We start from the raw sequence: 23,172 nt of genomic DNA on the forward strand, positions 1-23,172 counted from the left end.
GATGGCAACCGCAGTTGCATCTCCCGGGCTTTTGTCCCGCCGTGTAACCCCCGTCCCGGAGGCCGGCGTGCTCTCGGACCAGCGTCCACCGTGGTGGACCGGAACCCTAGCGCGCCTGAATCCTATCCTCTTGTTGTCTGCGTCATGAGCGGGCAAGGCTGCCGCTGCTCATCCCGTGTCTCGACGGCTTTGAGCAATTCTGGTGCCACCCGTGCGACAAAACACCGCAAAACCGCGCCCGCTGTGTCGTGGCGCACACTCCGGGCGGCCCGCCCGGCCGGAGTCCGCATGCCGTTTCTGCACCAGCGGCGTGCAGCCTGCCCAGCCGTGAAGCGCCCGCACCCGGGCGGCGGGCTGTTAGGCTTGGCCGCTTGCGACCGTCCGTGGAGGCCCCCCGCCGATGAGCCTGTCCCTGAAAAGCCTGCGCTATTTCATCGCAGTCGCCGAGGTCGGCTCGATCAGCGCGGCCGTGCAGAGCCTGCACATCTCGCAGTCAGCGGTCACCGAGGCGATCAAGGCGCTGGAGCATGAGGTCGGCGCCGCGCTGTTCCAGCGCCACGCCCGCGGCATGGTGCTGACCCACGCCGGCAACCAGTTCCTGCGCCACGCCTATGAAATCCTCGCCGCGGTGCGCAATGCCCGCGAGGCGCTGGCGGCGCGGCCGGACACCATGAGCGGCGCGCTGCACGTCGGCGTCACCGCGCTGGTCACCGGCTACTTCCTGCCCTATCTGCTCGACCGCTACCACCGCGTGTTCCCGCAGGTCGAGGTGCGCGTGCACGAGGACTCGCGCGACTACGTCGAGCATCTGCTGCTCAACGGTGAGCTCGACGTCGCCGTCATCGTCATCACCAACCTGGCCAACGCCCAGGCCTTCGAGACCGAAGCGCTGGTGCGCTCGCCGTGGAGCGTGTGGCTGCCGCCGAACCACCCGCGGCTGGCGCAGGCCAGCGTGGCGCTGGCCGACCTCGCCGATGACGCGCTGATCACCCTCAACGTCGATGAGCTCGAAGCGCTGTCGACCGCCGCACTGCGCGCCGCCGGCCGCCGCGAGCCGCCGAAACTGCGCACCGCCTCGGTCGAGGCGATCCGCAGCCTGGTCGCCACCGGCGCCGGCGTCTCGCTGATGCCGGACATGATCTACCGGCCGTGGTCACTCGAAGGCGACCGCCTGGAAGCGCGGCCATTGGCAGAAGAGATGCCTCGGCTCGAAGTCGGCCTCGCCTGGCGCCGCGGCTCGCCGCTGAGCGATGCCGCCCGCCAGTTCGTCATGCTGGCGCGTGAATTCGGCCGTCGCCACGCCCGCTGAGATGCGTTCAAGCGTTCTTTTTTATCGATAGATAGACGCAAGTCATCGGTAAAAACGACACCGATACCCGGCTTTCGCCCCAACAGCTCATGACAGTGGGCAAACACTGCCGTCAGACGGTGCGTGTACCGCCCCATGATGCGGCAGCTGCCCGCGACGCGGGCATGGCCGCACAGCCCATCGGCAAAACCGATCGCTTATATCCGAAAATCGTGCTGGTCGGCTGCGCCGATGGCGTCAAGACTGAATCGCAGACCGATTCGGCGCCTGCGGCGGTGATCGGCCACTCCCCCGACCGAGACAGAGGAGACGCCCCATGAATCGCAAGCTGTCCGTTGCTTTAGCGCTGGCGCTGGCGGCCGGTGCCGCCCCGGCGCTGGCCGCCGAAGGCGCGCTCGACATCGTCGCCTGGCCTGGCTACATCGAGCGCGGCGAGAGCGACAAAGCCTATGACTGGGTCAGCGGCTTCGAGCAGGCCACCGGCTGCAAAGTCCGCGTCAAGACCGCCGCGACCTCCGACGAGATGGTCTCGCTGATGAACCAGGGCGGCTACGACCTGGTGACCGCCTCGGGCGATGCCTCGCTGCGCCTGATCTACGGCAAGAAGGTGCAGCCGATCGACGTATCGCGCATCCCCAGCTGGAGCAAGATCGACGAGCGCCTGAAGAGCGCCCCCTGGCACACCGTCGACGGCAAGCACTACGGCACACCGTACCAGTGGGGGCCGAACGTGCTGCTCTACAGCACGCAGGTGTTCAAGGAAGCACCAAGCAGCTGGAGCGTGGTGTTCGAGCCGCAGACGCTGCCCGACGGCCAGCCGAACAAGGGCCGCGTGCAGGCGTATGACGGCGCCATCTATATCGCCGATGCCGCGCTCTACCTGATGCACAAGCGCCCCGAGCTCGGCATCAAGGACCCCTACGAACTCAACGAAACCCAGTACGCCGCGGTGCTCGAAGTGCTGCGCCAGCAGCACGCGCTGATACAGCGCTACTGGCATGACGCCAACGTGCAGGTGCAGGACTTCACCTCCGAAGGCATCGCCGCCTCCGGTTCCTGGCCGTTCCAGGTCAACACCCTGCTCGCCGCCAAGCAGGCGGTCGCCAGCACCATCCCGGTCGAGGGCGCCACCGGCTGGGCCGACACCACGATGCTGCACGCCGAGGCCAAGCACCCGGACTGCGCCTACCTGTGGATGGAGCATTCGCTGCAGCCGAAGGTGCAGGGCGACGTCGCCGCCTGGTTCGGCTCGGTGCCGGCGGTACCGACCGCCTGCGACGGCAACGAACTGCTCGGCGCCGAAGGCTGCAAGACCAACGGCATCGACAAGATGCAGCAGGTTCACTTCTGGAAGACGCCGATCAGCAAGTGCGCCCAGGGCAGCTGCGTGCCCTACAGCCGCTGGACCAGCGACTACATCGCCATCATGGGCGGGCGCTGAGCAAGCCGCGCGGGGCCACCGCGCCTCCCCGGCCCGGCCCCCCGTGGGCTGAGGGCGCTGCGCGGCACTGACGGCGTCGGGCGCCGGGTGCGCAGCGGGTTGCGCATCCGCCTCCCCGGCCCTTCTCCGCGGGGCCGGTGCCGCGCCAGCCGGGTCATCGCCACACGGCGACCCGGCCCCCGTCTTCCAGCGCAAGAAGGCTGGAAAACAGAGATTTCAGGTTCACGCATCGTTTCAGGAGACGCCGCCGATGAGCGCTGCCGTCGAATTCATCCAGGTCAGTCGCGTGTTCGGCACCGTGCGCGCGGTCGATGACCTGAGTTTCAGCATCGCCGAGGGCGAATTCTTTTCACTGCTCGGGCCGTCGGGCTCGGGCAAGACCACCAGTCTGCGGCTGATCGCCGGCTTCGAGCAGCCGAGCGCCGGCAGCCTGCTGATCCACGGCCGCGAGGCCGCCGGTGTGCCGCCCTACGAGCGCGACGTCAACACCGTGTTCCAGGACTACGCGCTGTTCCCGCACATGAGCGTGCTCGACAACGTCGCCTACGGACCGATGATGCGCGGCGTGCCGCGCGCCCAGCGCACGCGCCGTGCCGAGGAAATGCTGGCGCTGGTCAAGCTCGACGGCTTCGGCGCGCGCCGCCCGGCGCAGCTCTCCGGCGGCCAGCGCCAGCGCGTGGCGCTGGCACGGGCGCTGATCAACGAGCCGCGCGTGCTGCTGCTCGACGAGCCGCTCGGCGCGCTCGATCTGAAGCTGCGCGAGGCGATGCAGAGCGAGCTGAAAGCACTGCAGCGGCGGCTCGGCATCACCTTCGTCTTCGTCACCCACGATCAGGGCGAGGCGCTGTCGATGTCCGACCGCGTCGCCGTGTTCAACCACGGCCGCATCGAGCAGATCGCCAGCCCGGAAGAACTCTACGAGCGCCCGGCAACGGCCTTCGTCGCCAACTTCGTCGGCACCGCCAACGTCATCGACGGCGCCGCGGCGACAAGCCTGCTCGGCAGCGCCGGCGCCTTCACCATCCGCCCCGAGCGCATCGCGCTGCAGGCCGCCGGCAGCGAGGTTGCTGCCGACGCGGTGCGCATCGGCGGCCGCCTGGTCGAAGTGCAGTACCACGGCGCACATCACCGCTGTGAAGTCGAAACCGCCGGCGGCCTGCGCCTGGTGGTCACGGTGCCGGCGACGCAGGGCGCCGGGCTGCCGCAGACCGGCGCCGAGGTGGCGCTGAGCTGGCCGCGGGCGGCGATGCACGCGCTGCGAGACGCCGCATGAACGCGCTGGCGATGTCTCCCGCGCGGCCGGCGCCGGGCCTGCGCCGACGCCTGGCGAACCTGCTCTACAGCCGCCGCGGCCTGTGGCTGACGGCGCTGCTGCTGCCGCCGCTGCTGTGGCTCGGCATCATCTACCTGGGCTCGCTGTTCGCGCTGCTGGCACAGAGCTTCTTCGCGCTCGATGACTTCACCGGCCAGGTGCGCTACGAGCTGACGCTCGACACCTACCGCGCGCTGTTCGCCTCGCCGGCCAATCTCGACATCATCCTGCGCACGCTGGGAATGGCGCTGGCGGTGACCGTCGCCGCGGCGCTGATCGCCTTCCCGATCGCGCAGTACATGGCTTTTCACGCCCGCGGCCGCAGCCGCGCCCTGCTCTATCTGGCGGTGATGCTGCCGCTGTGGTCGAGCTATCTGGTGCGCGTCTACGCCTGGCGGCTGATGCTGGCCAAGGAAGGCGTGATCGCCTGGCTGGCCGAACAGCTCGGTCTGTCCGGCGCGCTGGATGCGCTGCTGGCGACGCCGGTGGTCGGCGGGCCGACGCTGAGCAGCTCGTACTTCGGCATGTTTCTGGTGTTTCTCTACGTCTGGCTGCCGTTCATGATCCTGCCGATCCAGGCGGCGCTGGAGCGCGTGCCGCGCTCGCTGCTGCAGGCTTCCGGCGACCTCGGCGCACGCCCCGGACAGACGCTGCGCCACGTGGTGCTGCCGCTGGCCTTCCCCGGCGTGGTCGCCGGCTCGATCTTCACCTTCTCGCTGACGCTCGGCGATTTCATCATCCCCGGCGTGGTCGGCGCGCCCGGCTACTTCATCGGCCAGATGGTCTACGTGCAGCAGGGCACCGCCGGCAACATCCCGCTCGCCGCCGCCTTTTCCGTGGTGCCGATCGTGCTGATCGGCCTGTACCTCGCCGTCGCCCGGCGACTGGGGGCCTTCGATGCGCTCTGATCATCCAAGCTGGCGGCTGCGCCTCGCCACCGGCGCCGGCCTGCTGTTCCTGCACCTGCCGCTGGCGATCATCGTGCTCTACGCCTTCACCACCGAGGACCGCACCTACCAGTTCCCGCCGCCGGGGCTGACGCTGCACTGGTTCGAGGTGGCCTGGCAGCGCGCCGACATCCGCGAGGCGCTGCTGCTGTCGCTGCAGGTGGCCGGCATGGCCACCGCGCTGGCGCTGCTGCTCGGCACGATGGCGGCGGCGGCGATGTGGCGTGCGAGCTTCTTCGGCCGCGAGGTGTTCACGCTGCTGATGGTGCTGCCGATCGCCCTGCCCGGCATCGTCACCGGCATCGCGCTGCTCTCGGCGATCCGCCTGGCGGGCTTCGAGCCGGCGCTGTGGACCATCGTCACCGGCCACGCCACCTTCTGCATCGTCGTCGTCTACAACAACGCGCTGGCGCGCTTTCGCCGCACCGCCGGCAATCTGATCGAGGCTTCGATGGACCTCGGCGCCGACGGCCTGCAGACCTTCCGCCACGTGATCCTGCCGCAGCTCGGCAGCGCGCTGCTGGCCGGTGGCATGCTCGCCTTCGCGCTGAGCTTCGACGAGATCATCGTCACCACCTTCACCGCCGGTCACGAGCGCACGCTGCCGATCTGGTTCATGAACGAGCTGTTCCGCCCGCGCGACCGCCCGGTGACCAACGTCGTCGCCGTCGCCGTGATCCTGGTGACCGCGCTGCCGATCCTCGCCGCCTACTGGCTGACGCGCAGCGACGAAACCGGCGAATCCCGCTGAACCCTTTCCCGCGGCGCCAGCCGGCGCCGCGCACTTCCCCGCTGTTCCCCCCGAACGGGCGCCCGCCGCCCCTGCAAGGAGATTGCGCATGAACACCCGCGCGTTCATCAACGGCCAATTCGTCGCCGGCGAAGGCGAGATCGAAAACGTGCTCAATCCGGCGACCGGCGAGACGCTGGCGCAGGTCGCCGAAGCCTCGGCCGAGCAGATCGTCGCCGCGGTGCAGGCTGCCGAAGCGGCCTTCCCGCAGTGGGCGCGCACGCCGCCGAAGGATCGGGCGCTGGCGCTGCTGCGCCTGGCCGATCGCATCGAGCAGCACGGCGAGGAGCTGGCCCGGCTGGAGTCGCTGAACTGCGGCAAGCCGTACCTGGCCGCGCTCAACGATGAAATCCCGGCGATCGCCGACGTCTTCCGCTTCTTTGCCGGTGCGGCGCGGCTGCTGCAGGGTTCGGCCGCCGGCGAATACCTGCCCGGCCACACCAGCCTGATCCGCCGCGACCCGCTCGGCGTCGTCGCCTCGATCGCACCGTGGAACTACCCGCTGATGATGGCGGCATGGAAGCTCGGCCCGGCGCTGGCCGCCGGCAACACCGTGGTGCTCAAGCCCTCCGAGCAGACGCCGCTGACGGCGATCCGCCTCGCCGAGCTGGCCGCCGACCTGTTCCCGGCCGGTGTGCTCAACATCGTCCCCGGCCGCGGCGACAGCGTCGGCCAGCCGCTGATCTCGCAGCCGGCGGTGCGCATGATCTCGCTGACCGGCGACGTCGCCACCGGCCAGAAGGTGCTGGAAAGCGCAGCGAAGACGCTCAAGCGCACGCACCTGGAGCTCGGCGGCAAGGCACCGGTGATCATTTTCGACGACGCCGACCTCGACGCGGTGGTCGAAGGCATCCGCACCTTCGGCTACTACAACGCCGGCCAGGACTGCACCGCCGCCTGCCGCATCTACGCCGGGCCGAAGATCTACGAGCGCTTCGTCGCCGATCTGGCCAGCGCGGTCTCCGGCATCCGCTACGGCACGCAGCAGATGGACGGCGTGGAGATGGGGCCGCTGATCTCCGAGCGCCAGCGCCAGCGCGTGGCGAGCTTCGTCGAGCGCGCCTCCTCGCAGTCGCACATCGAAGTCGTCACCGGCGGCCGCCACGGCAGCGGCAGCGGCTTTTTCTACGAGCCGACGGTGATCGCCGGCGCCACGCAGAACGATGAGATCGTGCGCCGCGAGGTGTTCGGGCCGGTGGTGTCGGTGACGCGCTTCAGCGACACCGAGGAAGCGATCCGCTGGGCCAACGATTCCGACTACGGTCTGGCCTCCAGCGTGTGGACACAGGACGTCGGCCGCGCCGCCCGCGTCGCCGCCGAGCTGCAGTACGGCTGCACCTGGGTCAACACGCACTTCATGCTGGTTTCCGAAATGCCGCACGGCGGCATGAAGAAGTCCGGCTACGGCAAGGACATGTCGGTCTACGCGGTCGAGGACTACACCGCGGTGCGCCACGTCATGATCAAGCACTGAGCCCGACCGGCCGCGCCGGTGCAGTACGCCGCCGGCGCGGCCGTGCGTTCAGAGCATGTCCGGCCACTTGGTCATGCGCGCGCGCAGGTCGAGGGTTTCGCCGTCGACACGGAAGGTGCCGTTACCGACCGCGTGCAGCGTGCGCCGCTCGCTGCGCGCCTCGTCGATCCAGGCGTGCACGCCTTCGAGGATGAACAGGTTGTAGGGCTCGACCAGACGGTCGTCGATGACCCGGCATTCGATCTGCGCCAGGCACTCGGCGATCAGCGGCGCGCCGACCTCGGCCGCCGGCAGCGGCGTCAGGCCGAAGCGCGCGAACTTGTCGATGTCCTGCCCCGAGCAGTTGCCGATGTCGACCACCGTCTCCGCCAGATCGACGCCCGGCACGGCGATGACGCACTCGCCGCTGCGGCGCAACGCCGCAAAGCTGTAATCCCCGGCGCTGACCACACAGGCGATCTGCGGCACGAAGTCGACCACCATGTGCCAGCTCAGCGTCATCACATTGGCCCTGCCGCGATCGGCGGTGGTCAGCAGCACCACCGGACCGGGCTCCAGCCACTGAAACGCTTTGGACAAATCGAGCGTTTGCATCATGCCCCCACGCAGGCAGCGGAAGATGCCTTAACCCTAGTCTCTGATGCGCGCCGGACGAGCTGTCGCAATCAGCACCCTGCGCCTGAACGGTGGCTCAAAAGCGATAGCCGAAGTTGAGCTCCAGGCCATGATTACCGCTGGCGGTATGCGTGTAGGTCAGACCGAGGCTCGCAGTATCGGAGTAGCGATCGCCGACCGACAGCCGCGTGGTCGCGGCAATGCCGACGCGCTGGAAGTTGTCGACGGCCAGCTTGGAGCCAAAGTAGCGCGTGTCCGAGGCCCAGGCCGTCCAGCGCGCGCCGTGACCGAGGACGGTGTCCTGCAGCGGGCCGCTCAGGCGCACCGCGTTGTGCGTGGTGGTTTCGTGCAGATCGTAGCCGGCATCGAGCCCGGTGACGTTACCGCCGACCGAGCGAACGGCGCCGACGAGGTTGTCGAGTCCGATCTCGTAACCATCGCCGAAGCCGTGGCGATAGTGGCTGGTCAGTGAGGTCGAGGCCAGCGAGCCGATGTGGCGCTGGTCGTTATCGAGCACGGTGCCATAACGCAGCATCGGCTTGAGCTCCCAGCCTGCGCTGATCGGCATGCGCAAGCCCGTGCCGAGGCCGTAACTGCGATCATCACGGTTGATGCCATGGCCACGGGTGGTGATCGAGCTGATCGGCAGTTCAACGAGGGCCGTCATGCCATTACCGAGCTTCCAGCCGTAGCGCAGCGGCACGGTTTCGTAGTGTTGGTGATAGCCGTCGGCGTAGAAGTTGCCGAGCTTGAGGCCGATTGCGGCCTGGCCTTCGTCGAAGCCGGCCGTCAGCGGATCGAGCAGAAAGCCCGCTTCGGCGTCGGCGAGCGTCATGCGCCCGAGCAGGCTGGTCGGGCTGCCGCCGATCAGATCGAGCGGCGAGTCTGCCGCATGCTCATCCGGGGTGGGAATGTGCAACGTGGCAACGGTCGGCACGCTCGCGGCACCGCTGACGACAGCCACAGTGCCTGTCGTAGTGCTGGTCTCCGTGGCGCTGGTCGTGGTCGGCACTGCGGACAGGCTCACTGCGCTGGCTGAGCTGTAGTCGGCGACGAGGTTGAAGAACGGCAGACCGGAAATCACGCTGGCAAAGCTGCCGTGAATGCCGCCGCCGGCGGACAGCAGGGTGTAGGTGCTGCCGGCATCAAAACTGCCGTCGGTCGAATCGACCCGCAGGGTCACACCGGTGAGCGTGATCGTGCCGGTGGTAGTGATCAGGTCGCTGTGGCCGCTGCTGTCGATTTCAGCGTTGAGCGTCGAGCCGGGCAGAAAGGTGAGGTCACCGGCGAAATTCAGCGTGCCAATCGAGTTGCCCGGCCGCACGACGCCGCCCGCATAGATCCAGGCTGAGCCGGGTATCGTGCCGTTGCCGGCGAGCATGCCGCCGTTATTGACGCGCAGCGTGCCGACGTCCGCCAGCCCTGCCGTCGCATCGCCGAGCGTGACGCCGCCGCCCAGGCTGGACAGCTCGCCGCCCGGACGCAGATCGAGATCACGCAGTTGCAGACTCGCGCTGCTGCCCAGATCGAAGCGGCCGCTGCCACCGTTGGCACTGCCACTACCGCCGAGCACCAGCATGCCGCCGATGGTCAAGGTGCCGCCGTCGAGCTGGTAATGACCATTGGAGCCCGGCAGCACCCCGAGCAGCAGATCCCCGCCGATGGCGACCACGCCGCCGCTTTGTACGAACTCGCCGCTGCCGCTGCGCCCGACCATCGCCGTACCGGTGACGGTCAGCGTGCCACCGTCGAGCTCATACAGGCCGCTGCTGCCGGCCTCCTGCGCGAGGACCAATTCAGCGACCGTGTGCGTCCCGCCGCTCTGATAGAACTCCCCCTCGCCGGCATAGCAGACCACCGTCTGCGTGCGGCTGCTCAGACTGCCGTCGTTCAGGAAGTAATAACCAGAGCCTCCGCTGTTCAGGCCAAGCAACAGGGCGCCGGTCTCGAACGTGCCGCCCTCCTGCTCGAACTGACCACCGGTATTAAGGCCGACAGTCGTGTTGTCGGTAACCGAAGGGTCCCGCCACTCAGGCCGTAGACCCCGCCGGCACCGCCGCTTTCACTGCCGAGAACAAGATCGGGCGTGCTGTGCATACCGCCCTGCTGCAGAAAAACACCAATGCCCAGTGAGCCGATCACGTCCCCTGAATTGCCGGTGACTGTCAGTGAGCCTCCGTTCATCGTCAGTACGCCATAACTGTCCGTGGCTACGGCGATCTGCAGACCATCGACGGTTACTGCGCCACTATCGAAGACGAAATGGCCGGTCCCTGCATTGCCGACGACGAACTGGCTCGCGGCATCGGCCCCCTGGACGCTCAGGCTGCCGGCGCTGAGCAGGTAATAACCGAGTGCACCAGCCTGGTTGCCCAGCACCAGCTCACCGCCGACATGCACTTCACCGCCGCTTTGCTGCAGCACACTCCCCGTGCCACCACCGGCCGCGGCCGTATCGCTGACGATCAATGAACCGCCTACAGTGAGGCTTCCCCCCGACAGCGTCATACTGCCGACTGCCGATCTACCTACCACGGCCGAGCCGGCCACCTCCACACTGCCGCCATTCAGCGTAAAACTGCCGCCATTCAGCGTAAAACTGCCGCCACTCGACCAACTGACGAACAGATCACCGCCAATCGTGTGCGCACCGCCCGTTTGGGTGAAACTGCCTGCAGAACCATTGATGTATTCGTTACCACCGACGGTTAGGCTGGCAGGACCGTCGATATCACTGAGCTGGTAACTCCCATAAATATCCAGATAACCACTCTGTACGTTTCCTCCGGACTGTTTAAATACCCCGCTGCTACCGACGAAAATACTGTACGCGATAACATCACCCCCTATCAGGATATAGATACCATCTCCCCCGGAGCCGGCGATCAATAGATCATTGGTGCGAAATGTTCCGCCACTTTGCATAAAGGTACTGACAAGCGAGGAGCCATAATAAGAACCCTCAAGTTCAGTGGTTCTGCCGACAGTAAGCGTGCCTCCAGAAAGCAGATAACGGCCTATAGAGTTATTATCGCCAGTGGAGTAACAAGCGTCACCGTCATACCAATCGCAATGAAAATACCCAATAAAAAGGTCTGTTGCGAAAACTTCACCACCACTTTGATCAAACGATCCAACAAACGGAGCTCCAGACAAAGCTATTTCCGGCACACGCCCTACCAACAGACTATAGGTGTTAAAAACTCCTCCAGTTTGCATGAAATCAGCAAAAACCGCCTCTCCATCAGAAAATGATACGTCACGGACGACAATCGTCTCTGTCTCGACATTAAGGTTCAATGCACTATTGCCAACACTGTTGAGAGCATATGATCCGCTAACAACCAACCTGCCTGCTGTAACGACAGAATCACCAATACTATTATTTTGATTAAAATAGCCATAAATATCAGCCCAACCAGTGACATGCACTTGACCGTAACTCAACTTCAAAGTGCCTTCACCAAATAAATGATTAACTGTTAACGTGTCTCCCGCATTTAGCAGCAAGGTTGTGTAATGGCCTGAAAGTACGCCGCCAAGTTCGTGACAGCAGCCGTTAATCTGCAAGCTATAGAGATATGGATCATCAACTCCCGCATAGACGATTGTCTGCGCCGACAGTGCAGGACCTGTTCCTTCCAACTGAACATCATCACCCTCGCCCGGCAGACCGGCCGGGCTCCAGGCCGTGGGATCGCTCCAGCCAGCCCCATCCGCGCCGATCCACATGTAGGTCTCTGCGAGTGATGGCGATGAAGTCAGCAGAGTGGCGCTGACGGCGAGCGGCAGCAGGCGACGGTCGAAGCGGAACACAGGCGGATGCAGGTTCAAGCGAGCGATCTCCGAAGCGAGCGCAGCCGCAAAGTGCCGGCCCCGGATACCGCCACTCCGCCGCTGCATCAGTCCATCGCAAGAGCCACCATCACCTGCCGAATGTCGGAACCGATACGCCATGAAGTGCGTGCAGGTCCGAGTCATTTGGCTTCACATCAGTAACAGGTCGATACCGGATTCGATACGCAGCCATGCGAGCAGACGTTTCGACGACATGAAATTTCGATAACGTTTGCTTACGTCTAACAAAGGACTGATGCATGACGATGTGATGTTCATCACATCCAATGAACGATTCGACAGCTTGGAAAGCCCTCTGGGCAAAGGGCGAAATCATTCCCGAGCAGCGGGATCAGAACTTCGAATCGCGCGTGCAGCGTAGTGCGACAGTCAACACACCGCCATGCAGCAAGCTGCCGCTTACAACGCAGAGCCAAGCGAGCGGGGTCCTGGTGAGCTGCCTGCATTGCCGGGCAGATCAACCCTGGTACGACGTGGCTGTCATATCGGGCATGGTTTGCCGAATCAGTCCGCGCATTACCCACAACGATTCTAAAGCGTTCTAGCAAAGTACAAGGCTTAAAATCATTTAAATCAATTAATTAAATAAACCGCTTGATCATGAAAAATACGAGCGCACCCCGTGCATGCGACCCACGCCCGAATGGCCTAATGACACACACGGGAATCATCGACTCGACATACTGGCCTGGCGCATTACCCGGAGGGCAACACGATGGCAGATGGATTGAGCGGCTCGGTGGGCCTCGACGGTTTGAACCAGCCGGAGGACGTCAGCCTGGTGCAGCAACGTCTGAAAGACCGGGGCTTTGATGTCGGTGAGCCGAACGGGCGCTGCGATCAGCGCCTGCGCACCGCGATCATTACCTTCCAGTCCGGATTCATGCGCCGGCCGGACGGGCGTATCGATCCCGGCGGCCGCAGCTGGCGACAGCTGAGCAGCGAGCCGGCGGCGATCGCGAGTGCCGGTGATTCATTGACGCGCCTCGTGCAGATTCCCGATCTGGCCTGGGTCAATCGCGACCTGCGTCCGGTCAACAACCATTTCATGAACACGAAGCTGGGCGTGCCCCGTGCTGACTATTCCACGCAATGCCAGCCGGTCACCGATGCGCGCCTGGCCCGCAACCTGCTGACGGCCTCGGTCGGCCCGTTCCGCGTGCGCGGGCTGCAGCCGGCCGTCCTGAGCCTGCAGACGGTATGCGCCGAAATCCAGCGCATGCAGCCGGAGGTCTACAGCGTGCTGGGCACCGCCGGCATGCTGTGCTGTCGCTATGTGCGCGGCTCCAGCACCTCGATTTCCAATCACTCCTGGGGCACGGCCGTCGATATAAAAATCAACAACGTCCTCGATGCGCGCGGCAATGGTCGCGTGCAGTATGGGCTGACTCTGATCGCGCCGATCTTCAACCAGTTCGGCTGGTACTGGGGCGCACAGTTTCGGACCGAGGACGGCATGCATTTCGAGGCCAGCCGCAGCCTGGTAGACACTTGGGCCGAGCAGCTGGGCTGAACCCACCCGCCAGAGCCTTTCGCCACCATGTCCTCTCTATCTGAATGCCTCACCAAACGCCTGCCGGGCTGCGTCGCGGGCCTTGTGCTCGCCGCCACGGCTGCCGCCGGTCCTGCAGAACCGCCCTGCCACGCCGTCGGCCCGGCCGACTGGCAGCCTTTGTCGGTGCGCTGGGTCGGCGAGTGTCCGGATGGCCGCGCCGAGGGGCTGGGGGTGCTGCGCGGTCTGGCACAGGGCAAGGTCGTGCGCCTGTATTTCGGCCGCATGCAGGCCGGGCAGCCGCAGATCGGCGTCGTCGAACAGGCGGACGGCTACGTGGCCGGCCGCTTCGAACACGGCGTGCTGCTGCCCAGCGATGCGCGGGAGGACTACGTACTTGCCTTCACCACGGCGAGCGCGGCCGCGGAAGCCGCCAGCCAGCGCTTCAGCCAAGCCGGCAACGCCGCCTCGGCGCACTTCTACCACGCCAAGGCGCGCCGGCTGGCCGAGCAGATGGACTGAGCGGGCTCGCCCGCCCCGCCCTCACAGGCGTCCCAGCACCTGACCGAGCAGGATCTTGGTGATCATCGCCGCCGGGTAGACCAGCGCGTAGCCGAGCGCGACGCGGCTGTCGTGGTCGGTGCGGCTGTTGGCGAAGGCGAGCACCGCCGGCTGCGTCTGCGTGCCACCCATGACGCCGGCGAGCTGCGTGCCGCCCATGCCGAACAGCCGGCGCATGACGAAGTACAGCCCGGCGCCGACGGTGCTGGTGACGGCGATGCCGAGGAGCAGGATGTCGATCCAGGCACCGGAGGTAAAGGCGTGGCCGATCTCGCCGCCGGCCTTGCTGCCGGCCTGCGCCAGGAACACCAGCATGCCGAGCTCGGACAGCGCCTGCGCCGCGGTGTAGGGAATGGTCGTCACCAGCGGGCCGATGCGGCCGATGTTGCCGAGGATCAGCCCGACCACCAGCGTGCCGGCGGCCGAGCCGATCGAGAACACCGTGCCCGGCACCGGGAACGCCACGTGACCGAGCAGGATGCCGAGCACCATGCCCAGGCCAAGCGCGATCGGATTGATGTCGGACAGTCCGCGCGCCGAGTCGCCGAGGTATTCGCTGACGGCGTGGATCTGCTCGCGCGGCGCGATCACGCGCAGGCGGTCGCCGAGCTGCAGCACGAAATGATCGGTCGCCAGCATGTCGACATCACCGCGACGCACACGCGAGATGGTCGCACCGAAACGCGGCAGCAGGCCGAGCTCGGTGATGGTGCGCCCGGCGAGCTTGCCGTTGGAAAGCGTGATGCGGCGGAAATCGAGCTCGCTGCGGTCGATTTCCAGCGCGTGCGAAGAATGATGGCCGAGCTCGTGAGTGACCGATTCGACCTGATCGGCCGGACCGACGACGGTCACCAGATCGTTGCGTTCGAGGACTTCGGAAAGCGTCGCCGCGTGCACATGGCCTTCGCCGTCATGGCGCACGCGCGAAAAGCGGATCTGCGAGCCGTGACGTTTTTCGATCTCGCGGATGCTCGGCTGCGCGGTGGTTTCCACGCGCACCGTGCAGTTGACCAGCGGCGGTGGCGCGTCGGTGTCCTGCGCCCGGTGACGCAGCGCCAGCGTGGTCGCCACCAGCATGCCGATGACGCCGAAGATGTAGGTGACGGCATAACCGACCGTCGGCAGCGTGTTGTTGTGCGCCGCCTCGCGCGCCGCCGCCAGCGCCGGCGTATTGGTCAGCGCACCGGCGAAGCTGCCGGCGATGGTCGCGCTGTCGAGGCCGAGCAGACGGCCGACGACCACCGCGACCAGCGCGCCGAGCAGCACCACGAGCACCATCGCCACGATCGGGCCGAGCCCGCGGCGCAGCGAGGCGAAAAAGCTTGCGCCGGAAACCAGACCGACGCTGAAGGTGAACAGCGTCAGACCGAGCGTGCCCAGCGTTTCCGGCACCTGCAGCTTGAAGCCCTGTGCATTGGCATAGGCACTGATGCCGATCGCCACGAACAGCACTGCCGAGGCGCCGAGCGACACCCCGCTCAGGCGCACGCGGCCGAACAGCGATCCGATGCTGATAAGGATGAACAGCAGCAGGATTTCCTGCCCGGAGAGAAACTGCAGAACACTGTCCATGGATGAGCGGGTCCTCGCTTGATGTGGCGACAGTAACCGGCGCGGTACGGGCGGATTTGTTGCTGTTGTTCCGCCCACCGGGCGCACCTGCCAAGCAGGGTGTACAGCCTGCACACGGACGCCGGTCGACCGCAGCGTATCGCCTTGCATCGGCTTTGGTGAACCGTCGTGCAGCGGCTGGCAAAAACCGTGGACGCCACGGACAGGCCGGCCGCCGCACGCCGCCACCGGCGGCGAACTACAGTGCCCGAAAGACCGCTACGCAAACCTCAGGCGCAGCACCACCGCCCGCCGCCGCGGGCAGCAGCCAGGAAGCGCACCGATGCTCAACACCCCCCGCAGTTACCGCGGCATGGTCACCGCCCCGCACCACCTCGCCGCGCAGGCCGGACTGGCGGTGCTGCGCGACGGCGGCAACGCGGTCGAAGCCGCCGTCGCCACCGCCGCCGCGCTCGCCGTGGTCTACCCGCACATGACCGGGCTCGGCGGCGACGGCTTCTGGCTGATCGCCGAACCCGGCCAGCCGCCACTGGCGATCGATGCCTGCGGCCGCAGCGGCGCGGCGGTGACGCCGGCGCTCTATGCCGGGCGCGGTCTCGACGCCGTGCCCTGGCGCGGCCCGCTGGCGGCGATCACCGTCGCCGGCACCGTCTCCGGCTGGGATGCCGCGCTGCGCGCCGCCGCGCCCTGGGGCCCGCCGCTGCCGCTGGTGCGCCTGCTCGAAGAGGCGATCTTCCACGCTGAGCACGGCATCGCCGTCAGTGCCAGTCAGGCCGAACTGAGCGCCGGAAAATTCGCCGAGCTGGCGCCGCAGCCGGGATTCGCCGCGCATTACCTGCCGGACGGTGCCGCGCCGCACTGCGGCCAGCGGCTGACGCAGCCGGCGCTGGCCGCCACGCTGCGCCGGCTGGCCGAGGCCGGCCTCGATGACTTCTATCGCGGCGCGCTGGCCCGCGACATCGCCGCCGACCTCGCCGCCGCCGGCTCGCCGCTGCGCCTCGACGACCTCAACGCCCAGCAGGCCCTGCTGACGCAGCCGCTCAGCGTCGAGCTGCCGGAAGCCACGCTCTACAACCTGCCGCCGCCGACGCAGGGGCTGGCCTCGCTGCTGATCCTGGCGCTGTTCCGCCGCCTCGGCGTCAGCGAGGCCGAAGGCTTTGCCCACGTGCACGGCCTGGTCGAAGCCACCAAGCAGGCCTTTCGGGTACGCGATCGCGCGGTCTGCGATCCGCAGCACCTGCCGGGCGAGCCGGCGACCTGGCTGCACGCTGACGTCCTCGAAAGCCTCGCCGCCGACATCGACCCGGCGCGGGCGCTGCCGTGGCCGGCGCCGCCGGGCGGCGGCGACACCGTCTGGCTCGGCGCCATCGACGCCGCCGGGCGCGCGGTGAGCTTCATCCAGAGCGTGTTCTTCGAGTTCGGCTCCGGCGTGGTGCTGCCGCAGAGCGGCCTGTGCTGGCAGAACCGCGGCGCCAGCCTGTCGCTCGCGCCCGGCGCACTGAACCCGCTGGCCCCCGGCCGCAAGCCCTTCCACACCCTCAATCCGGCGCTCGCCCGCTTCCGCGACGGCCGCCTGATGAGCTACGGCACGATGGGCGGCGAAGGCCAGCCGCAGACGCAGGCGGCGGTGTTCAGCCGCTACGCGCTGTTCGGCCAGCCGCTGCAGCAGGCAGTGAGCGCACCGCGCTGGCTGCTCGGGCGCACCTGGGGCGAGGCCAGCGTGACGCTGAAGCTCGAAGACCGCTTCGCGCCGGAACTCGTCAGCGCGCTGCGCGCCGCCGGCCATGCGCTGGAAATCCTCCCCGCCTTCACCAGCACCATGGGCCATGCCGGTGCGCTGGTGCGTCACGCCGACGGCCTGCTCGAAGGCGCCAGCGATCCGCGCAGCGACGGGGTGGTCGCCGCCTGGTAGTCGCCCGGTATTTTGCAAAGAAACTTTTGTGCAAAAGATTTTTTGCGCTATAGATTCTTTGCATTCACTCGCCGGGCGCGCTGCGCGCAGGGACACGCATGGACAACATCGCCGGACCGCCCGTCGAGGGTGACAACTTCTTCGGCCGCGAAACCGAGCTCGCCCGTTTTCTCGACACGCTGCAGCAGCACGACATCCTGCTGCTCGGTCCGCGGCGCATCGGCAAGACCTCGTTCGGCCGCGCCCTGATGAAGAACGCCGCCGCACAGGGCTGGCAGGTGGTCGAGGTCAACGTCGCCAGCTGTGACAGCGAGGCCGGCTTTGTCAGCAAGCTGGCCAAGGCCTTTGAGGATGCGGCGACATCCCGACCGCGACAATTCCTCGATCAAACCCGCAAGGCGCTCAGCAAGCTGCTGCAACGCATCGAGGGCATCGAAGCCGCCGTGCCCGGCGTCGCCAAAGCGAGCGTGCGCATCGGTGCAGGCAAGGCCGAAGACTGGACTGCCACCGCCTCGGCGCTGCTGCAGCTGATGGCGGCGCAGCAGCAGCGCTGGCTGCTCTACGTCGACGAGCTGCCGATCTTTCTCTACACGCTGATCAACAACGACCCGCAGCAGGGCGTGGCGCGGGTGCGCCGCTTCCTCGACTGGTTTCGCAACGACGTGCGCGCCCTCGCCGCCTGCGCACAGATGCGCTGGCTGATCAGCGGCTCGGTCGGCCTCGATACGCTGGTGCAGCGGCACGGCATGGCCGACACCATCAACACGCTCAAGCTCGAACGCCTCGAACCGTTCAGCGAGGCTGTCGCCGTCGACATGCTGCAGGCGCTCGCCGGGCACTACGCCATCACCCTCGATGCCGCCACCGCCCGCGCGCTGGTCAGCGCCGTGCAGTGGCCGCAGCCGTATTACCTGCAGCGCGTCTTCAACACCTTGCGCCGGCTGCTCAGCGAACGCGGCCTGCCGCCCGCCGAGCTGATCGAGGCAGCCGTCGATGCCCTGCTGCAACCCGGTGAGGACAACGACTTCCACCACTGGGAACAGCGTCTGCACCAGCAGCTCGATACCACCGACACCGAGCTGGCACTCGCGCTGCTCGGCGCCGCCGCCCAGACGGCCGCGGGCGCGCGTGCCGAAACCACCCTGCTGCCGCTGCTGCAGACGCGCCTGCCCGAGCTGAGCAATGACGCCGCCCGGCACAAGTTCATCACGCTGCGCGACATCCTGCTGCGCGATGCCTACTGGTATGCCGATGAAAGCAGCGGCACGCGCCGCTACCGTTTTTGCCTGGAGCCACTGCGCCGCTGGTGGCTGCGCCGGAACAGCTTATGAACGAACCCACCGAGTTGCGCTTCTACAACCCCGGCTGGCTCAGCGACGAGGCGCTGATCGCCAGCTTCACCGCCCGTCAGGCGCTGTTCGAATTCCTGCGCGACGAGCTACGCCGCGCGCCGCGGCAGGGCACCGTGCAGCACTACCTGCTGGTCGGCGTGCGCGGCGCCGGCAAGACCACGCTGCTGCAGCGCCTCGCCGTGGCGATCCGTCAGGACACCGACCTCGCCGACCACCTGCTCGGGCTGTCCTTCCCCGAGGAGCTGTATGCGATCAAGGGCCTTGCCGATTTCTGGTGGGCCGCCTGCGAAGCGCTGGTCGATGCCCTCGAACGCCGCGGCCGGCGCGCCGAGGCCGACGCGCTCGATGCGCAGATCGAAGGCCGGCGCGCGCAGCAGCGCACGGCCGGGCTGCACGATGACAGCGGCCTGCGCCTGCTCAAGCAGGTCTGCGACACGCTGCAGCTACGGCCGGTGCTGCTGCTCGACAACCTCGATCAGCTGCTGGAGCGCCTCGCCAAAAGCGGCCGCAAGAAAGACCTGCTGACGCCGGCCTACTGGGCGCTGCGCGAAGCACTGTCGAGTGCCGATGCGCCGCTGCTGATCGGCGCTTCGGTGCGCCTGAGCGAGCCGTTCACCGACTACGACAAGGCGTTCTACGACTTCTTCGTGCCGCAGCGCCTGGACAGGCTCAGCCTCGATGAAGTGCAGGCGGTGTTCGACCGCCTCGCCGAAGGCCACGGCGGTGCGGCGCTGCGCGAGCGCATCCGCGCCCGCCCCGGCCGCGTGCGCGCGCTCTACGAGCTGACCGGCGGCAACCCGCGCGCGCTCGGCCTGCTGTTCGAGCTGCTGCGCCAGGGCACGCACGCCCGCGCCGTCGACGACTTCGAGCGGCTGATGGACCAGACCACGCCCTACTACAAGGCGCGCTTCGAGGAGCTGCCGGAACAGGCGCAGCTGGTGATGCACGCCCTCGCCACCGCCCGCCGCGACCGCAGCGCGCTGGACTTCGGTCACACCGCCGCGGCACTCGCCGAGCACTGCGGGCTGGACACCCGCACCGTCTCCGCCCAGCTCGACGTGCTGATCAACGCCGGCCTCGTCGAGAAAGACAGCCCTGCCAGCGGCCGCATGCGCTACCGCATCGCCGAGCAGCTGTTCCGCCTGTGGCTGCAGATGCGCGGCAGCCGGCGCATCCGCCAGCAGGTGATCACGCTGACCGAGTTCATCGAAGCGCTGTACGACAGCGAGGAACGCGAAGCCCTGCTGCGCAGCACCTATGACCGGCTCACTGCCAGCCACGACAGCCGCGCCAAGCTGCAATGGGCCCTCGGCGAGCTGCAGCCCAGCGTCGCCGATCGCCGCTGCCTGCAGAGCTACGCCACCGACACCCTGCTCGCCAGTGCCGAACACCGCACGCGGTTCGACGCCATCCTCGCCCCCGGCGACCTGCCGGTCGAACTCGAATGGCTGGCACAGGCCCGCCAGCAGTTGCTCGCGGCCCTGCCGCGCCTGCAATCACTCAGCTTCAGCGAACAGCACCTCGAAGCCCTGCTCGGCGCGCTGACACTGGATGAGGACAGCAAACGCACCCACGTCGCCCGCCTGCTCGACCCCGCCACCGCCGCTGAAGAACTCACCCGCCTCAAGCTACAGCTCGGAGACGAAAGCCAGTTACTGCGGGACTTCGGCCTCAGTGACAGTGACATCTGCTTTCTGCACCACGAACGCAGCTGCGGCCGCCTGCTGCTGGAGAGCCTGAGCCCCGACGACCGCGAGCTGCGCGACGATGCACAGCGGCGCGAACTGGCGTGGACCCTGCTCGGAGCGGGTGGCATCCCCATCGCCACAGCGGCACAGGCCGAAGCCTGGCTGGCCTGGAGCAAAGAGCAGTTCGCCGATGCCAGCAGCGAGGAATGGGCGGCCTTCGCAGACAGGCTGCGAAAGGCCGGACAAACCGCTGCGGCGCAAGCGGCGGTTGACACAGCGCTGGTGCGCGGGGAATCGGCAGAGGCCTGGTTCCAGCAAGCCGCGTTGTTGCATGACGCCGATCCCGCCGCTGCGGAGGTCGCTTTCCGCAAAGCCATCAACCTCGATCCTCAAGATGCCTGGCCCTGGCATAACCTCGGCTTCCTGCTCGCCGCTCGCCTGCAGCGCTACGACGAGGCCGAAGCCGCTTATCGCAAAGCCATCGACCTCGATCCTCGATCTGCCTGGCCGTGGGTTAGCCTCGGCATCCTGCTCGCGGATCACCTGCAACGCTACGACGAAGCCGAAGCCGCTTATCGCAAAGCCATCGACCTCAATCCTCGATCTGCCTGGCCGTGGAAGGATCTCGGTCTCCTGCTCTCCGACCACCTGCAGCGCTACGACGAAGCCGAAGCCGCTTATCGCAAAGCCATCGACCTCGACCCCCAAGATGCCTGGCCGTGGAATAACCTTGGCAACCTGCTCGCCGCTCGCCTGCAGCGCTACGACGAAGCCGAAACCGCTTTTCGCAAAGCGGCTGAGCTTTCCCCCGAGAGTCGTAACGTCCGCGCAGCGCTGCTCTGTCTGCAGGCCCGGAATGCGCTCAGCGCGGGCGATGAGTGCGCGGCACGTCAGCATCTGGGCGCCCTGCTCGCCGACGTGCCCGATGTGGAAGCCTATTTAGCCAGTCCGCTCTTCGTCGAAATCCTTACCGGCCACGCGCTGCACAGTGGTCGCGGGCCGCAGCTGCTGGCGCTGCTGCGCGAGCTGGGCTTCGAGCGCTATGCCGCGCCGTTGCTGCTGGCGCTGGCGGCGGCGGTCACTGACAACGCGGCGGGGCTGGAGAAGGTGGAGCCGGAGTTGCGCTCGGCGGCGCAGACTTTATTCGAGCGGCTGCAGGCCGTGCGACCGGCGGATCAGCCGGAGGGCGGAGCATGAGCCGGCCCGCACCGCAGGCATTGCTGCGGGCGCTGTTCGCGGCGGCGGTCGAGGCGGCGCAGCCGGCGCATACGCTGGCGGCGCAGCTGCCGCCGCCGCCGCGCGGGCGCACGGTGGTGGTCGGCGCCGGCAAGGCGGCGGCGAGCATGGCGCAGGCGCTGGAAGCGGCGTGGCCGGGCGAGCTGTCGGGCGTGGTCGTCACCCGCCACGGCCAGGCGCTGCCGTGCCGGCGCATCGAGGTGCTGGAAGCCGCGCACCCGCTGCCGGACCAGCACAGCGTGCGGGCGGCCGAGCGCGTGCTGGCGGCGGTGCGCGGGCTCAGTGCCGATGATCTGGTCATCTGCCTGATCTCCGGTGGCGGCTCGGCGCTGCTGGCGCTGCCGGCGGCGGGGCTGACGCTCGCCGACAAGCAGGCGATCAACCGCGCGCTGCTCACCAGCGGCGCCGACATCGCGGCGATGAACTGCCTGCGCAAGCACCTGTCGGCGATCAAGGGCGGACGCCTGGCGGCGGCCTGCGCGCCGGCGCGACTGCTGACGCTGGCGATCTCCGACGTGCCCGGCGACGATCCGGCGGTCATCGCCTCCGGGCCGACCGTCGCCGACCCGACGTATTGCGCCGATGCGCTCGCCGTCCTCGACCGCTACCGCATCACGCTGCCGCAGGCCGTGCGCGCCGGCCTGCACAGCGGTGCGCTGGAAACGCCGAAGCCGGGCGATGCCTGCTTTGCGCGGGCCGAATACCGGCTGATCGCCACGCCGATGCGCTCGCTCGCCGCCGCGGCCGCCGTCGCCCGCGCCGCCGGCGTCACGCCGCTGATCCTCGGCGATGCGCTGGAGGGCGAGGCGCGCGAAGTCGCCAAAGTGCTGGCCGGCATCGCCCGCTCGGTCGCCACCCACGGCCAGCCGCTGCCGGCGCCGTGCGTGCTGCTCAGCGGCGGCGAAACCACCGTCACCGTGCGCGGCCACGGCTGCGGCGGGCGCAACGTCGAATACCTGCTGGCGCTGGCGATCGCGCTCGACGGCCATCCGCGCATCCACGCCCTCGCCGCCGATACCGACGGCGTCGACGGTGCCGCGGAAGTCGCCGGCGCACTGTGCGGCCCCGACACCCTGGCCCGCGCCCGCGCGCTCGGCCTCGATCCGCGCGCCCGCCTCGCCGACAACGACGGCCACGGCTTTTTCGGCGAGCTCGACGATGCGCTGATCAGCGGGCCGACGCAGACCAACGTCAACGACTTTCGCGCGATCTTCATCGGCGCCTGAAGGCCCGGCGCCGCACGGCCGGACACGGCGCGCGGCTCATCGGCGGCGCGCGGCAGGAAACGTTGCAAACATCGTTTGCCGACCTGCCTGCCGCCGACGCCCGCGGCTGCATTGCGCGCCCCCGTGCCCGGAGCCGCGCCGATAAACGTCGGCCCCCTCGCCCGCGACCGGATTGCACCCTTCATCGCCCACAACCCCGTCGAGCGGCATCCGCTGGACGGCGGCGCAGTCCGGCTGCGCGACCGCCTCGACGCCGGCACCGCCGCCGATGGCCGGGCGCTGCCGCCTGAACGCCCCGCGCGGTGGTCGGCACCGCTGACACAGGGGCTCGATCGGCCGTGCCGGCCCCCCAGCGCTGCGCGGAGCACGGCGGCGGCGGCGTCGATG

17 protein-coding genes and 1 riboswitch are annotated in these 23,172 nt (G+C 67.7%); of the genes, 13 read left to right on the plus strand and 4 right to left on the minus strand.

Features of this window, described 5'->3' with window-relative positions; translation table 11 throughout:
- Positions 1–18: 18 nt before the first annotated feature.
- Positions 19–121, minus strand: a riboswitch (guanidine-I (ykkC/yxkD leader).
- A gap of 279 nt (positions 122–400) precedes the next feature.
- The 7 genes from C7443_RS05865 (at position 401) to C7443_RS05895 (ending at position 7,273) form a co-directional block, all read left to right on the plus strand.
- On the plus strand, positions 401–1,309 hold the full coding sequence (locus C7443_RS05865) for a LysR family transcriptional regulator (protein WP_110017668.1): 909 nt from the start codon (positions 401–403) through the stop codon (positions 1,307–1,309).
- Positions 1,310–1,473: 164 nt separating this feature from the next.
- Entirely contained in the window at positions 1,474–1,629 is a 156-nt protein-coding gene (locus C7443_RS20085; RefSeq protein ID WP_170123508.1) for a hypothetical protein, read from the plus strand.
- Positions 1,626–2,750, plus strand: a complete 1,125-nt coding sequence (locus C7443_RS05870; RefSeq protein ID WP_110017669.1) for an ABC transporter substrate-binding protein — start codon at positions 1,626–1,628, stop codon at positions 2,748–2,750. Before C7443_RS20085 ends, C7443_RS05870 begins: the two co-directional genes overlap by 4 nt.
- A gap of 250 nt (positions 2,751–3,000) precedes the next feature.
- Entirely contained in the window at positions 3,001–4,023 is a 1,023-nt protein-coding gene (locus tag C7443_RS05880; protein WP_110017671.1) for an ABC transporter ATP-binding protein, read from the plus strand.
- Positions 4,020–4,970: an ABC transporter permease gene (locus C7443_RS05885; RefSeq protein ID WP_246004575.1), complete on the plus strand. Its 951-nt coding sequence runs from the start codon at positions 4,020–4,022 to the stop codon at positions 4,968–4,970. Before C7443_RS05880 ends, C7443_RS05885 begins: the two co-directional genes overlap by 4 nt.
- Entirely contained in the window at positions 4,960–5,760 is an 801-nt protein-coding gene (locus C7443_RS05890; RefSeq protein ID WP_110017672.1) for an ABC transporter permease, read from the plus strand. The genes C7443_RS05885 and C7443_RS05890 overlap by 11 nt, the downstream gene beginning before the upstream one ends.
- A gap of 88 nt (positions 5,761–5,848) precedes the next feature.
- On the plus strand, positions 5,849–7,273 hold the full coding sequence (locus C7443_RS05895; RefSeq protein ID WP_110017673.1) for a gamma-aminobutyraldehyde dehydrogenase: 1,425 nt from the start codon (positions 5,849–5,851) through the stop codon (positions 7,271–7,273).
- A 48-nt stretch (positions 7,274–7,321) separates the two neighbouring features.
- Here the strand turns inward: C7443_RS05895 and C7443_RS05900 are convergent, their stop codons facing one another.
- The 3 genes from C7443_RS05900 to C7443_RS19815 all read right to left on the minus strand — a co-directional run bounded on the left by C7443_RS05900 (position 7,322) and on the right by C7443_RS19815 (position 11,722).
- Entirely contained in the window at positions 7,322–7,867 is a 546-nt protein-coding gene (locus C7443_RS05900; protein ID WP_110018025.1) for a flavin reductase family protein, read from the minus strand.
- A 97-nt stretch (positions 7,868–7,964) separates the two neighbouring features.
- A complete protein-coding gene (locus C7443_RS05905; RefSeq protein ID WP_110017674.1) occupies positions 7,965–9,821 on the minus strand; it encodes an autotransporter outer membrane beta-barrel domain-containing protein in 1,857 nt (618 codons plus the stop codon).
- Complete coding sequence (locus C7443_RS19815) at positions 9,809–11,722, minus strand: autotransporter outer membrane beta-barrel domain-containing protein (RefSeq protein WP_146213239.1); 1,914 nt, start codon at positions 11,720–11,722, stop codon at positions 9,809–9,811. The genes C7443_RS05905 and C7443_RS19815 overlap by 13 nt, the downstream gene beginning before the upstream one ends.
- Before the next feature lie 739 nt (positions 11,723–12,461).
- On the opposite strand from C7443_RS19815, the gene C7443_RS05915 reads away from it, so the two are divergent.
- Positions 12,462–13,259 carry a M15 family metallopeptidase gene (locus C7443_RS05915; RefSeq protein WP_110017676.1) on the plus strand — a complete coding sequence of 266 codons (798 nt, stop codon included), beginning with the start codon at positions 12,462–12,464 and terminating at the stop codon, positions 13,257–13,259.
- A 27-nt stretch (positions 13,260–13,286) separates the two neighbouring features.
- Positions 13,287–13,760, plus strand: a complete 474-nt coding sequence (locus tag C7443_RS05920) for a hypothetical protein (RefSeq protein ID WP_146213240.1) — start codon at positions 13,287–13,289, stop codon at positions 13,758–13,760.
- 21 nt (positions 13,761–13,781) lie between these two features.
- Here C7443_RS05920 and C7443_RS05925 read toward each other — a convergent pair whose 3' ends face one another.
- Positions 13,782–15,371: an aspartate:alanine exchanger family transporter gene (locus tag C7443_RS05925; protein ID WP_110017678.1), complete on the minus strand. Its 1,590-nt coding sequence runs from the start codon at positions 15,369–15,371 to the stop codon at positions 13,782–13,784.
- Positions 15,372–15,693: 322 nt separating this feature from the next.
- Between C7443_RS05925 and C7443_RS05930 the strand changes: the two genes are divergently transcribed.
- The 4 genes from C7443_RS05930 (at position 15,694) to C7443_RS05945 (ending at position 22,785) form a co-directional block, all read left to right on the plus strand.
- On the plus strand, positions 15,694–17,283 hold the full coding sequence (locus tag C7443_RS05930) for a gamma-glutamyltransferase family protein (RefSeq protein WP_110017679.1): 1,590 nt from the start codon (positions 15,694–15,696) through the stop codon (positions 17,281–17,283).
- A 98-nt stretch (positions 17,284–17,381) separates the two neighbouring features.
- The gene (locus C7443_RS05935) at positions 17,382–18,614 is read left to right on the plus strand and encodes an AAA family ATPase (RefSeq protein WP_110017680.1); all 1,233 of its coding nucleotides are present in this window, start codon (positions 17,382–17,384) and stop codon (positions 18,612–18,614) included.
- Complete coding sequence (locus C7443_RS05940) at positions 18,611–21,520, plus strand: tetratricopeptide repeat protein (RefSeq protein WP_110017681.1); 2,910 nt, start codon at positions 18,611–18,613, stop codon at positions 21,518–21,520. Before C7443_RS05935 ends, C7443_RS05940 begins: the two co-directional genes overlap by 4 nt.
- The gene (locus C7443_RS05945; RefSeq protein ID WP_110017682.1) at positions 21,517–22,785 is read left to right on the plus strand and encodes a glycerate kinase type-2 family protein; all 1,269 of its coding nucleotides are present in this window, start codon (positions 21,517–21,519) and stop codon (positions 22,783–22,785) included. Before C7443_RS05940 ends, C7443_RS05945 begins: the two co-directional genes overlap by 4 nt.
- Positions 22,786–23,172 lie beyond the last annotated feature (387 nt).

Origin of the sequence: Plasticicumulans acidivorans (assembly GCF_003182095.1) — a bacterium.
Lineage (GTDB): Bacteria > Pseudomonadota > Gammaproteobacteria > Competibacterales > Competibacteraceae > Plasticicumulans > Plasticicumulans acidivorans.

What these genes read in the sequence shown, in the direction of transcription:
- C7443_RS05865 (WP_110017668.1), top strand. Translation starts at nt 401, where the DNA reads ATGAGCCTGTCCCTGAAAAGCCTGCGCTATTTCATCGCAGTCGCCGAG.
- C7443_RS20085 (WP_170123508.1), top strand. Translation starts at nt 1,474, where the DNA reads ATGGCCGCACAGCCCATCGGCAAAACCGATCGCTTATATCCGAAAATC.
- C7443_RS05870 (WP_110017669.1), top strand. Translation starts at nt 1,626, where the DNA reads ATGAATCGCAAGCTGTCCGTTGCTTTAGCGCTGGCGCTGGCGGCCGGT.
- C7443_RS05880 (WP_110017671.1), top strand. Translation starts at nt 3,001, where the DNA reads ATGAGCGCTGCCGTCGAATTCATCCAGGTCAGTCGCGTGTTCGGCACC.
- C7443_RS05885 (WP_246004575.1), top strand. Translation starts at nt 4,020, where the DNA reads ATGAACGCGCTGGCGATGTCTCCCGCGCGGCCGGCGCCGGGCCTGCGC.
- C7443_RS05890 (WP_110017672.1), top strand. Translation starts at nt 4,960, where the DNA reads ATGCGCTCTGATCATCCAAGCTGGCGGCTGCGCCTCGCCACCGGCGCC.
- C7443_RS05895 (WP_110017673.1), top strand. Translation starts at nt 5,849, where the DNA reads ATGAACACCCGCGCGTTCATCAACGGCCAATTCGTCGCCGGCGAAGGC.
- C7443_RS05900 (WP_110018025.1), bottom strand. Translation starts at nt 7,867, where the DNA reads ATGCAAACGCTCGATTTGTCCAAAGCGTTTCAGTGGCTGGAGCCCGGT.
- C7443_RS05915 (WP_110017676.1), top strand. Translation starts at nt 12,462, where the DNA reads ATGGCAGATGGATTGAGCGGCTCGGTGGGCCTCGACGGTTTGAACCAG.
- C7443_RS05920 (WP_146213240.1), top strand. Translation starts at nt 13,287, where the DNA reads ATGTCCTCTCTATCTGAATGCCTCACCAAACGCCTGCCGGGCTGCGTC.
- C7443_RS05925 (WP_110017678.1), bottom strand. Translation starts at nt 15,371, where the DNA reads ATGGACAGTGTTCTGCAGTTTCTCTCCGGGCAGGAAATCCTGCTGCTG.
- C7443_RS05930 (WP_110017679.1), top strand. Translation starts at nt 15,694, where the DNA reads ATGCTCAACACCCCCCGCAGTTACCGCGGCATGGTCACCGCCCCGCAC.
- C7443_RS05935 (WP_110017680.1), top strand. Translation starts at nt 17,382, where the DNA reads ATGGACAACATCGCCGGACCGCCCGTCGAGGGTGACAACTTCTTCGGC.
- C7443_RS05940 (WP_110017681.1), top strand. Translation starts at nt 18,611, where the DNA reads ATGAACGAACCCACCGAGTTGCGCTTCTACAACCCCGGCTGGCTCAGC.
- C7443_RS05945 (WP_110017682.1), top strand. Translation starts at nt 21,517, where the DNA reads ATGAGCCGGCCCGCACCGCAGGCATTGCTGCGGGCGCTGTTCGCGGCG.